This window comes from Scytonema sp. NUACC21, from assembly GCF_054684315.1.
In genome coordinates, this window is sequence record NZ_BAAFZH010000107.1 from 211,150 (window position 1) to 224,376 (window position 13,227).

General features: G+C 43.4%; 7 protein-coding genes. 2 read left to right on the forward strand and 5 right to left on the reverse strand.

From position 1 onward, the window contains the following. Positions 1 to 162 precede the first annotated feature (162 nt). Entirely contained in the window at positions 163 to 1,869 is a 1,707-nt protein-coding gene (gene hflX, locus ACYRY3_RS40005; protein WP_460207385.1) for a GTPase HflX, read from the reverse strand. A 349-nt stretch (positions 1,870 to 2,218) separates the two neighbouring features. On the opposite strand from hflX, the gene ACYRY3_RS40010 reads away from it, so the two are divergent. Next, complete coding sequence (locus tag ACYRY3_RS40010) at positions 2,219 to 2,437, forward strand: hypothetical protein (protein WP_460207386.1); 219 nt, start codon at positions 2,219 to 2,221, stop codon at positions 2,435 to 2,437. A 623-nt stretch (positions 2,438 to 3,060) separates the two neighbouring features. Continuing rightward, positions 3,061 to 3,660, forward strand: a complete 600-nt coding sequence (locus ACYRY3_RS40015; RefSeq protein WP_460207387.1) for a sugar-binding domain-containing protein — start codon at positions 3,061 to 3,063, stop codon at positions 3,658 to 3,660. Here ACYRY3_RS40015 and ACYRY3_RS40020 read toward each other — a convergent pair. The 4 genes from ACYRY3_RS40020 to ACYRY3_RS40035 form a co-directional block, all read right to left on the reverse strand. Further along, a complete protein-coding gene (locus ACYRY3_RS40020) occupies positions 3,628 to 4,881 on the reverse strand; it encodes a glycosyltransferase (protein ID WP_460207388.1) in 1,254 nt (417 codons plus the stop codon). The two genes, ACYRY3_RS40015 and ACYRY3_RS40020, sit on opposite strands and share 33 nt — an antisense overlap. Before the next feature lie 39 nt (positions 4,882 to 4,920). Then, entirely contained in the window at positions 4,921 to 10,989 is a 6,069-nt protein-coding gene (locus ACYRY3_RS40025) for a thioester reductase domain-containing protein (RefSeq protein ID WP_460207389.1), read from the reverse strand. A gap of 171 nt (positions 10,990 to 11,160) precedes the next feature. Further along, a complete protein-coding gene (locus ACYRY3_RS40030) occupies positions 11,161 to 12,567 on the reverse strand; it encodes a hypothetical protein (protein ID WP_460207390.1) in 1,407 nt (468 codons plus the stop codon). A gap of 58 nt (positions 12,568 to 12,625) precedes the next feature. After that, the gene (locus ACYRY3_RS40035) at positions 12,626 to 12,973 is read right to left on the reverse strand and encodes an acyl carrier protein (RefSeq protein ID WP_460207391.1); all 348 of its coding nucleotides are present in this window, start codon (positions 12,971 to 12,973) and stop codon (positions 12,626 to 12,628) included. Between the last annotated feature and the right edge of the window lie 254 nt (positions 12,974 to 13,227).

Consider the following 13,227-nt stretch of genomic DNA (forward strand, 5'->3'; position numbering starts at 1 on the left):
TCCAAATAAAAAATACTCAAAAATTTCTTGTGGTACGTCTGTATCAGACGTTGTAGGTGGCGGGCGGGCGAGGACGTTCCGCAGTCGCCTCAACGCTTGGAACCCCCGCACGGCGATGCTCTCCACCCCACAATGTTGCTTAATTTATTTCTTGGAAATCCCTTAAATGGTTTTTGAAACAACAGGTTTGTCAATCAGTTGCAACACCCGGTGTCTTAAAGTTTCTAAACCCAAATTTCTGGTTGCTGCAATAAATACAGCTTCAGGATACTCTTGCTGAGCTTTAGCCAAAGTTTCACTATCGACTCGGTCAATTTTATTAAAGGCAAGCAAACTTTTTGCTGGAATAGCAGGCATATCATCGAGGATTTCCTGCACGCTAGCGATATGGCTTTCCCAAGCAGGATGGGATAAATCAACAACGTGAAGCAATGCTGTAGCTTCCATCAATTCCTCTAAGGTTGCACGGAATGCATCCACCAAGGGCGGTGGGAGTTCGTGAATAAACCCTACAGTGTCTGTCAGCAGAATTGTTCTGCGTTCTTGAGTTTCTGGTTCTATAATGACCAACTTGCGTGTTGTGGGGTCAAGGGTAGCGAAAAGTTGGTTTGCCGTGTAAACCTCAGCATTAGTTAACACATTGAGCAAAGTGGACTTCCCAGCATTGGTGTAACCAATTAATGCAACAACAGGAATTTCTTGCTGCTGTCGCTGTTGTCTGAGGCGTGCGCGATGTGCCTGTAATTGATTCACATCCTGTTGGAGTTGAGCAATTCGCTTCTGAATTGCCCGCCGTTCAGTCTCAAGTTTTGTTTCACCCGGTCCTCGGGTACCAATTCCACCTCCGAGTCTGGACAATTCTCGCCCTTGACCTCGTAACCGAGGCAGCATATATTCTAATTGCGCTAGTTCTACTTGCAATTTACCTGCTTGAGATTGAGCGCGTTGAGCAAAGATATCCAAAATGACTTCGGTTCTGTCTACAACTCGAATGCCAATCTCGTTTTCTAGGTTGCGGGCTTGTGAGGGAGAAATATCTCGGTCAAAAACAATCAGATTAGCTCCTAGTTTGTGAGCCAAAAGGGATATTTCCTCAACTTTTCCCTGACCTACGACAGTCTGAGGATGGGGGCGGCTTCGCTTTTGTTGCACTGTGTCCGATACGTTTCCCCCAGCAGTTTCCACCAAACTTGCCAGTTCTTGCAGGCTATCTTCAAATCTCTGTTGGGAGATATCATCTGTTTTCAATCCCACCAGCAACACTTTGTCCCGGTCGGATACGATGTCCTGGGATGGTAATGCTCCGTTGCCAGATTCAGAAATTTCTCGCTCCCATTCATCAACTAAGTCGTCAAAGTCTTGCTCGGTTAAGTCATCTAAACTTAAGGGAGGAGAAATGACCCAAGGATTTTCGGAATCGGGGAGAATGTGAGCTAAATAAGCTTTTTGAATTAAGCCATTAACTCCTTGACTCCTTGTTGCGACTTTTCCGTCAGCCACATTCAACATCACCAGAGCGTCTAAACGCTGGCGAACCATTGCAATCAGCGCGGCTTCGTCAGGTATTTCCGATCTGAATTGAGTTGCAATACAACGAATTCCGCTTAAACGTTCTGCACTATGGCGGGGTAATTGTTGTGGTGGAATTGCAGTTTGACTTGGTGTCCCAACCGCCACGCGAATCACTTGACCCCGTCTATTAATGTAGGTGCATACAGGTTGATGAATTTCTGCACTAATGGCTGCTAAGGCTTGGGCAAATTCTGGAGTTGTAACGCTATACGAGGGTTGCTGTTGTTCGTAAAATTGCTGTAATTTTCTGAGTTGGCTTGATTTTAATCCCTGATGATTTCCATAAATAGTTTCCATAAATTTGTTTTTGAATTCGTCAATCTCATACTTAGCGTTCTATATTTTTTACTCAATCCTTCTAAAGTTAGAAGTAGGCGATCGCTATTCTTTTAGGTCTACCTAGCTTTGTCTTTTCTTATTTCCAATATAAAAACCTTCTTCCTCAAACATCTCAGAATTTACCCTTTCGTGAGTTGTTTTTCTCTTTTTATTATTATAATAATGTATTCTAAATTACAAATTCAACTGACATGATTTTCCTTTCGTTGGGCAGACGACAGGTTGAAAATAAAATTTTATTTTTAAGATAAAGATAATTTTTTTGATTTAACAATTTTCACCCAAACTTGGTTGAGGAGAAGACAGTATGCAATTTCAAATTGAATGTAACAGCTTAAAAAATAAACAGTTGTGCTTAACCTGTACTCAGATGTTTCAACCAACAGAGGCAAGATTAATTGTATGCAACACTCAGGGTGATAGCTATGGCGATGTTTGCCCTGATTGCGTTGCTAAAGGTGCCAATTGGATTAAAAGCCAGCTGAAACAGTTTAACAACCGCAAGCTTCCAAGTCTGGTAGGTTAACGAACTGTGACGCACTGCCTAAAAATGGTGCGTTACAGCATTTGAAATGGCGTTTTTGGAAAAACTTCGGCACTTTTCATAAGATAGCGAAGCCTAGCATCAATTATTGCCTAAAATAGGGGCGATCGATATTCCAAATTGAATAACCAGTCATTTCCAGCTTTTTCCCTTATTAAAAGCCATTATTTACTATTCTGGCTGCTATTGCTTGAAATAAATCGCGATCGCATGATTTTATAACAAATTTCAGTTCAAAAAATCAGATAAACAAACCACCCTAAAACAGTTGGGATACGGGTGGTTTTTTCATATTGAGCAACCGCAAAAATTTCATCAGATTTTTTTGCCAACCCCCCTACACAACTCCCCAAGGTGTGGCATAATGTCACGAGTCGGAAAAAAATACTTAATTCCATCACCCCAAGACCGGGGTGATGGAAGCCTCTTGGTTACTGCAAAAACCGATTTTATAGTTATTTTCTACAGGAGAATAATCTGCTTTGAGTCTAGTAACAAAATTTACGTAATATCACGGTTAAAGTCTGAAATTTTTTGGATGAAAATTTTCGGAACTAGACAAGCTTTTAATGATTCATTCTGTACTATAGTAAGGAATTAAAAAGATGAACCTATTGGAATTAGATAATCTTCAGCTTGCTAATATCAAGACAAATTTTTTAAGCTTAGGAGAATCGGGATACCCGCGCCCTCAGTTGCAGCGTTCCCAGTGGCAGAGTCTCAACGGTCAGTGGAAGTTCGCGTTTGATGACGAAGGCAAATGCATTAAACCTAGTGACCTTAGCCAGTGGACTCATCATATAGAAGTTCCCTTTGCTCCCGAATCTATCCAAAGTGGTATTGGGGATACAGGATTTCACCCCAACTGTTGGTATGAGAGGGAATTTGAAACGCCACCAGGGGAGGGCAAATTGTTGCTGCACTTTGGGGCAGTGGATTATCGCGCTCGTGTTTGGGTAAACGGTCACTTTATGGCTGACCACGAAGGCGGACATACTCCTTTCACAATCGATATTACCCCTGTCCTAAATGAGAGTGGAATTACCAAGGTGACAGTCTGGGCACAGGACGACCCTCACGATCTCGCTAAACCGAGGGGCAAGCAGGATTGGCAGCTTGAGCCCCACAGTATTTGGTATCCTAACCCTCCCCTTAATAAGGGGAGGGTGCCGTTAGGCGGGTGGGGTAGAATTTGTGTATCGTAAGTAATGAGTCGAATATGATATCATACCTAATAATTGCTCGTAGTAATTATTAAGATTTTGACATCCTCGCCCATCAGAAAATTGATTTGCAGTTTGCAAAGCACGTTGAATCATTTCCGTGTTGTCCGTCGATAGTGCTTTTTCAAGACACTTGGCTAACTCTTCCACATTATCCGGTGACACAAGGTAACCATTTACACCATCAACGATGTACTCTGACACGGCACCGCTATCAACTGTTACAATCGGAACACCCGAAGCCATTGCTTCTACTACAGTTAACCCGAAAGTTTCATAAGGAGAAGGGCTGCAAAATACATCACACGAAGCTAATACATTAGCCTTGGTTTCTCCAAGCAAAAAACCGGTAAAGTGGATATCGGGTATGGGTTCAGCAAGACGTTTTAAATGATTGACAACATCAGCAGGTCCATCCCCAACAATGATGAGGGAGTAATTGGGATGAGTGCGTTTTAATTTTGCAAAAGCTTCAATCAGCAAATCAACTCGTTTTTCAAAGCCAAGACGACCCAAAAAGCCCACAATTTTATTATCTTTTTCCTTAGAGCTTAACCACGGTTCTAACCATTTGTGGTTTTTACGCTTGGGATTATATGTGGAGATATCCGTGCCGAAAAACGGGATAACATGGGTATTTTTAATTCCCATTTCTTGACAGCTTTTACTGGCAGAAGTGCTCGGACATATAGTTGTATCAACTTGATGATATAAATAACTTAATAAATGAGTTCTGCGAACAAAACTTCTCAACCATTGCCAACCCGGATAAGTCGCGGAAAAATTATAAACATCAGTATGGTATTCCGCTAGGTATGGAACGCGGTTTTCTCTCGCATAGCGCCGACCCGGTAATTGCCATGCACTTAATAAGAAATAGCGCTCTACGTCCGTCATGACAATTAAATCGGGCTTGTAAAAATCTATCTTTTCGCTAATTTGACGGGCAGATGAAAGCGTAGGAACGTAAGTCAGATTATAAGGAATCCAAGGTTTTGAAGGATAGCGTTCAACAATCAAATTTTGGGAAGTAAATGAAGCACTTATTTCCTTTTGATGGTCGGGCGCAAAAACAACAACACGATACATTTCTTGTTTGGCAAACCATTGAGCACGCGCCCAATTGAAGTGAGAAGAACCACTCACTTCGGGGGGAAAGGCTGTTACAAGAAAAGCTAGGGTATGGGTCTTACGAAAACTCATGAAATTCACCCCTGTTATTTAAATAAAATCGCTTTTCCGTTATGCCAATACCTTTGGGGCTTCCAAAAATCCACTACGAATGAAGTAGGAGAAATAGGTATTTAGCAATTTAGAATCTAGAGGCGGACAGACAATGGAACTACCAGCCAGTGCGGCAAGGGTGTGCTCGCAGCCAATCAGGGGTCTTCTCCCTTGCTCGTTTAATTCAATGTAAGTCAATTGTTCATTAGACCACTTATGGCTAAAGAAAGGTAAAAGGGGATATAGCACGTTGTCCCTAGCTTGACTCAGCTTCATTTGCCATTCCTTATAAGAAACCCGTTCCATTGGATAGCCCATAGAGCAGATAAAATCGACAAGTTGTTTCCAGTGAAGCAGTTGGGGATTGTGTAGGTGAAAAGCTTTTCCAAGGGACTCTTTTTGTCTGGATAAGTAAACGATCGCTTGGCTGTTGTAATCAACGGGAGACAAATCTAACATCATATCTAAATCTGTCATAATACTCCCCAGTTGGATACAGCCTTTAATCATTCGGCAGAGGAAACCTGTAGTATTCCAAAGCCCAGTTTGACTGTGGCCCGATACTAAAGGTGGTCTGTAGATCGTAATTGGAAGCCCGCGATCTCCTGCAATCTTAACTAACTGTTCTGATACCCATTTACTTTGAGAGTACCCCAGGTAAATTCCTTCGCTGCGATCGATATCATCCAATTCTGTTAACCGCTTTCCGTAGTAAGCAGAGGATTCAAAAACCGCAACACTAGAAACGTGATGAACCGATTTAATTTTGGTTTGACATGCTAGTCTCAGAATTTCTTGCGTTCCTAAAACGTTAATTGCTTTGAATTTAGAGTAAGGATAAACGTAATTTAACAAAGCTCCATTGTGATAGATAGCATCGATTTGGTGAGCCATCTCTTCAAACTGCTTGGTTGAAAGACCCAATTGAGGCTGAGCTAAATCACCAACAATTGGGATCGTTCTGGAATTGTAATCCTCTTTCCAAAGGTTATAAGTTTCTAAATTATTTCGCAGCTTTGCCTTTGCTGACTCAATATCAGAAGAACGTACCAGGCAATAAACGTTAGCTGGAGTTTTATCGAGAAGTTCTTGAATCAAAAAAGCTCCTAAAAACCCAGTCGCACCGGTTAAGAGGATAGAGGTTGGTTCGGCAACCATTCCAATATAGGCGTTGTCGGGAGAAATCGTCGGGTCGAGAACAGCTTCGGCATTCAGATCCAAAGTGTTTGCGGCAAAATCCACCCTAGTCCTGGTTTGAGAACTCTCTGGTTCGAGTTGCTCGTTCAACAAAGTTGCAATGCTTTCAATACTTGGGTCTTCCACTAATGCTCTTACGGGTAATTCCACCTGTAACTCAGCCCGAAGCGTAGTGGTAAGTTCCACAGCCATTAGGGAATCAAGCCCCATTTCGTGGAGAGGTTGTTGTGTGTCCAATTTGGTTGTAGAAAGTCCCAGTACCTTAGCAACAGTACTTTGGAGATAATTTAGTAAAATTGCTTGCCGTTCTTTTGCAGAAACCTTTTTCAACTGTTGTAGAATCTCTTGCCGTGCTGGCGCTTGCTTGGATTCTTCTTGTGGGCTGACTTCACCAATCAATTCCAAAAGAAGTGGCAGTTGTTTATTTGGATTTAACTGCTTAAACGCAGACCACTCGAAGGGTAAAACACCAATTTGCCCTCCTTGCTGTCCCAACAACTGCTCTAACACTTGCAATCCTTGCTCGGGCGCAATGGTACTTACTCCTTGAGTAGCCAAACGAGCTCGATCGCGATCTCTCAAGCTAGCAGCCATTCCGCCATCACTCCACGGTCCCCAGTTAATACTCAACCCAGGTAGCCCTAATGAGCGACGATAATGGGCTAGGGCATCCATGAAGGCGTTGGCTGCTGCGTAATTGCCTTGACCGGGGGAACCCAATAACGAGGCAGCAGAGGAAAATAACACAAAGAAATCGAGCGGCAGATTCTGAGTAAATAAATGCAAATTCCAAGCCCCTTTTACTTTGGGGTTCATGACTTTTGCAAAACGCTCTTGGTCTTGTTGCAATAAAATTCCATCATCAAGGACACCTGCCGCATGAACAATACCTCGTAGAGGTGGCATTGTTACTTCAACGCCCTCAAGCATCCTAACTACGTCTTCCGGATGGGACACATCTGCCTGAGCAACTATAACCTTGGCTCCTGCAAGCTTGAGTTGGCTTATGATTTCTTGTGCTTTACCAGTTGCTCCATGACGCCCACTTAACAGTAAGTGCCTAGCTCCTTTCTCTACCATCCATTCGGCAACTCGCAATCCCAAAGCACCCAGACCACCAGTGATTAAGTAAGTGGCATTTGGCTGTAGAGATGTGCCGTTGGCAGACGCGCCGTTGGCAGATGCGCCGTTGGCAGATGCACCGTTGGCAGACGCACCGTTGGCAAACGTGCCATGGCGCGTCTCTACAGCAGGTTTTGGTAATTGTTTTTGTACCAGGCGGGCGACAAACCAATTTCCATCTCGAAAGGCTAAATGGTCTTCCCCTTGTGAGTTGTTAATCTCTGCTAAAAGCTGGATTGTTTCTTCTATTAAAGAGTTTATCTGTAAGGTCTTTTCTTTTGGTTCTAAGTCAAGCAGTCCTCCCCACAATTCAGGATGTTCCATTGCGATCGCTTTGCCCAGTCCCCACAGAGGTGCTTGAGCTAACCCTGGAATTTCTGAACCCAGACCGACTGCGCCTCGTGTCACTAGCCACAATTTGGGTGAGGGAGAAGAGGAAAATTTTACTCCTTTAATAAGAGATTGCAGCAAGTGTAATACACTACCAACACCAAGAGTTTGAGCCTCTTCTAAAGAGGTAATTGACACATTGGATGCCAATTTTGTCTCTAAACTCCATAGATGAACTATTCCTTGCAAAGGTCGCTCTAAGGTTCCTAAAGCTTCTTGGGATAAAAGCTCAAATTCTTTTGGTTTGGAAGGATTTATACTCCAGGTATTAACTTCTTTATTGTTATATTTCTCGCCGGGATAAACTAAAATGCAGGTGTGTCCTTGTTGTTGCAAAAGTTTTGCTAGGGTCTGCCCAACACCACCTACATCAGCAAAAATTAACCAACTACCAGCTTTTTGGTATGCACTGTTTTCTATAGACCCAGCCTGTGGCGTCTCCACTTTTTGACGTGGTTTGAGTTTCCACTCTATTTCGTAGAGCCAATCTTTGATAGATGCTGCTGTTAACTGTTGTTGGTTTTGCTTAATCAATAGCTGCAGTAGCTTTGGCAGTAATCTCAGTTCGTCTTCTGAAAGTTTTCCTGTCTTTTCTAAATCTTGGATAATTTGTTGGCTGTTGCCTTGATTCAAAAGGTTGATAATAGAACCTTGAACTGTTTCTTGGGGAAGTTTGTCTGTTTTTACGTACACGGTTTCCGGCAAATCCACCCAATAGCGATCGCGTTGAAATGGATATGTTGGTAATTGCAGTCGGCGATGGGGACGATCGCGGTGAAAGTTCTGCCAGTCTACTGATAATCCACGTATGTATAATGCTCCTAAACTTTGGAGAAGTTGTTGCCAATCATCTCTTCCAGGATACAAACTAGGTAACCAAACGCCTGCTCCCTCTGGCAGGCAATAACGCCCCATTCCTAACAAGGTTGGTTTTGGTCCAATCTCCACAAACACTTCGTAACCCTTTTGGTAGAGGGTTTCCATACCCGATGTAAATCTTACCGATTGGCGGACATGGCGACACCAATATTCTGGAGTTGTTATCTCAGTTGTGGCAAACTCTCCAGTCACATTGGAAATCAATTTCATTTGTGGTGGCGAGTATACCACATCTGCGGCAACTTTTTGAAAAGCTGCTAGCATTGGCTCCATCAGTGGTGAGTGGAAGGCATGAGAAACGTTTAACTTTTTCGTCTTGACTCCTTGAGAGTGCAAAGCAGCTATTACCGACTCAATAATGTCTCGCTGACCGGAAATAACTACGCTTTGGGGACCGTTGATGGCTGCAATTGCAACTTGCCGTGCGTGAGGCTGAATTATTGCTTGCACTTTGCTCTCTGAAGCAAAAACCGCTACCATTTCACCATCTTCGGGTAGCGCCTGCATGAGACGAGCTCTTTCGGCAATCAATTTCAAACCATCTTCTAGGCTGAATACACCTGCTACGGTTGCAGCAACGTATTCCCCTACACTGTGACCCATAACAGCTGAAGGTTCTATGCCCCAAGATTTCCACAGTTGAAATAATGCGTATTCAAGGGCAAATAAGGCGGGTTGAGTGTAAGCTGTCTCATTCAAGGGAGATTTTTCCCCTGGCTCGGAATAAAGTACTTCAAGCAGCGATCGCTTTAAATAAGGACGTAAAATTGCATCGCAACGGTTAAGGGTTTGGCGGAATATGGGTTGGGTATCGTAGAGCTGGCGACCCATACCTACGTATTGGGAACCTTGACCCGTGAAAAGGAAAGCTATTTTCGGGCGCTTCTTAGTTGGTACTTGTTTAGTAATAATTGCGGCTGTCTGTTTCCCCGTGGCGAAAGCCTCTAAATCTTCGCGCAACTGTGTGGTGAATTCCGCGACGACTGCCAAACGGTAGTCAAAATGCGATCGCCCTGTATTGGCAGTAAAGCAAACATCTGCTATGGCAACTTCAGGATGATTTGCTAGGAAATTTGCATAACGTTGTGCTAATTCCGAAAGAGCTTTCTCAGTCTTTGCGGACAGGGTAAGAAGGTGGAGGGGGCGCAGGGGGGCACTCGGGGTTCCTTCTGGGGATAATAGGGAAGGGTGAAAAGCTTCTCCCCTTGTCTCAAAAGAGGGTGCTTCTTCCAAAATGGCATGAGCGTTAGTACCACCAAAGCCAAAGGCGCTTATTCCGGCGATACGACTGTCTGTTCCAGGTTCCCAAGGCTGGCATTGGGTTGGAATCGAAAAAGTTGTTCCTTCTAAAGAAATGTATGGATTGAGTTGCTTGAAGTGAAGATGGGGTGGGATTTCTCTGTGTTGTAGTGAAAGGACTAACTTGATAATGCCAGCCATTCCAGATGCGGCTTCCAAGTGACCAATGTTAGTTTTGACCGAACCAATCCAACAAGGTCGATCTGGCTTCCGGTCTTGCATTAGCACAGCTTTTAAGGATTTAAATTCAATTGGATCTCCCAAAGAGGTGCCAGTTCCGTGAGCTTCAACATAGCCGATCTGCGATGGTTCAACGCCTGCATTTTCTAAAGCTTGGCGGATGACCATTTGTTGAGAAGGACCATTGGGCGCTGTTAGTCCATTGGTCAGACCATCTTGGTTAACTGCCGTACCTTTGATAACTGCTAGAATGTTGTCTTCGTCCCTTATGGCATCACAAAGCCGCTTGATAACGATAACACCGCACCCTTCCCCTCGAACGTATCCATCAGCACTAGCATCAAAGGTTTTACAGCGTCCGTCTGATGCCATCATCCGAGCATGGGAGTAGGTAATAAACGGTTCCGGAGACAGCATCAGGCTTGCTCCACCAACCAAGCACAAATTGGACTCCCCACTCTGCAAACTCCGACAAGCAAAATGCAATGCTACTAAAGATGAGGAGCATGCTGTTTCGATAACTGCACTTGGTCCGCGCAAATTTAGAATGTACGATAGGCGATTGGCACTAACCGAAAGGGTATTGCCAGTGCCATCGTAGGCGTTTACAAGAGAGAGATCCTTAGTGAGTAACCTGCAATAGTCGTAGTTGCCAATTCCCATGAAAACCCCTGTCTGACTGCCACTCAGCTTATCTGGTGCTAGTCCGGCATTTTCTAGGGCTTCCCAAGCAACTTCCAAAACCAAACGTTGCTGGGGGTCCATTCGCTCAACCTCACGGGGAGAAATCCCAAAGAAGCTTGAATCGAACCGATCTACCTGCTCTATAAAGCCGCCCCAACGGGTGCTCATTTTTCCTGGCTTACCTGGTTCTGGATCGTAGAAAGCATCAATGTCCCACCGTTCTTTGGGCACTTCAGTGATAGCATCCACTCCATTACGCAAAAGCTGCCAGAAAGATTCTGGATCTTGAGCTTTGGGAAAACGACAACCAATACCAATAATTGCTATAGGTTCCACTGCAAAGCCTCTAAGTTAAGTGTTAAGTTCTGATTGCTGGAATAAATGTAGGTTGGCTTCAAGCTCACCTTGTGAGGTTTTTAGTCGGCTTTAGCCCACCCCACAATTTCAGCTTCTTACTCCTTTTCTTCTCTAAATTTACCTATGTTTGTAAGTAGGGTTCGGGAGTAGTCATACTTGGACAACAGACTTAGAGAACTGGTTAAACGCCTTGATATTACTTTGAAGTGCTTTGTTAATTGAGCCTCCTTTTGCCATAACACTCATTTCGCGATTAACGGACCACAGATAATCAATGGGCTCAAAAAGTCTCCGCAAATCTGTCAAAAGGCGATCGTGATACTTGAGAGTCACATGAAAGCCTTCATGTTCCTGACACAAGCACTTTTCGAGCCATTCAAGCGCTTCTGGAGCAGACATATTAAACACGGGAGACTGAAGCAGCCTGTAGAACGAGAGTATGAAGGCATCATCACTGCGGAATATAGCAGGTATTCCCCCAGAAAGCCCATTTAAACCGACAATTTGCGCTCTATAAATTGTGAGATTTGCTATGAATTTCTCGTAGGCTGTTGGTTTGGAGAAGTCTTTGTATAGTTCTTGAGCAATGAGTTGAGAAGTTGTTGTGTGGAAAGCTTCATCTAAGAGATGATAATGAGAAACCGCTATTGGGGTTGGAATAAACTCACCTTTCTTTTCCAATTCCCGATAGTAGTGGGAATAACGGTACTCATAATTCTTAATCAGCATATTTGCCATGAAGCGTGCAACGTAGAATACGCACGCTAAGAAAGGAGAGGTTCCACAGTTTAATGTGAAGTATTGTAATAAAGGTTTGGGTGCTAATTGACCTAACAAGCCAGTGGTTTGGGCTGGTATTGGCTCCCCTTTCTCATCCAACTGTCTCAAATATTGAGAATACAAGTGTGCTTGATTCTTGAGAAATATCTTATTGGTGATAAAGCGAGCAGCAGATTCTTGAAATGCTGACAAAGGGGAAGCTTGCCAGTTAAAGGTAAAAATCTGCCGTTGTCCTGTTGCTGCTCCTTTAGTCACATCATTCTTTTTGTACGACTTACCCTGAATGGAAGCCTGAAATCCCGTTTGACCTAATAGTGCTCTTTTGGTTTTGTAACCAATTGCGTGAAAGGCGTGAATGTGATGGCGTTCTTGGGCTGTTTCCAAATCTAGCTCTTTGCAAAGGGAATCATAACCACCAACGGCGTCAAAAACACCGGCAGTCACCTGGTTATAAAGTACGGCATTCGCTTCAGTTGCGGCTGTTTGGTTATATTGGGTCGCCCAGTATAGGTGACTGAGAGCTTTTTTTTGAGAAGGGGAAGCCTGTTCGTAGAGTGGGGTACCGTAAAGAAGCGAAAGCTCAGGCTCACCCCAATAGTAATCGCTATTGCTCTTGTAGTCGAAGTGCTTATCTAGCTCCTCGATTTTTTCAGTGTAGTCTGACTCAACATTGCGTCGATAATTGATTTCTGACAGTTTGATATGCTTTTTTAGTTTTTCGTCAGATACAGTTGAAACTTGGTTTTCTAGCTCTGATTGTTGGATGGTGTTCACCATAACTTTACTCCTCACAATGTAAAAGTGTAAATTCTGATGTCTCTTTGGTTTTAGGTAGTTACACTTTTACGACTTGTTTTGCTTGTAATTCCTCAGCTAAATGCCGGGACATACTTTCAATAGTCGGGTAATCGTACAGTAAAGTTGGGTCGAGCTTTGTTTCCAACCAATCCTCTAGATCTCCTGTCAAACCAACTGCCACTGCAGAATCCAAACCGTAGCGTTCAAAAGGAATAGTTACATTGATATCTTCTGGATCTACTTCTAGCAGTTGAGCTAGGTACGAAACTATCCACGCTTGAATTTCTGATGCAGTCGGTGTTGCTTTGCGTGTGTTACTCTTCGCATCGATTGTGATAATTTCTGAAGCTGTTGGTATGGTGATTTGAAAATTTTTAACTTCCATTTTGTCAACCCTGTATAGTTTTATAACAAGCGAGCTTCAACAATTTTGTACAGTGAATCAAGCAAAGTTACCCTAACTTTGAGCGTTGCTTCGGCTGACATTTATGCATCCAAACAACTGCTGATATTAAATCCTCTCCATAGCTCTCTTGAGTTGCAAGTTTCAAGTGATAACTTAAGCTATAGATTTTCAGCGAGATTTATGTCTATCTATCAATGTTTTTCTTTGTTCAACAGTACACCAACAGTTTCGAT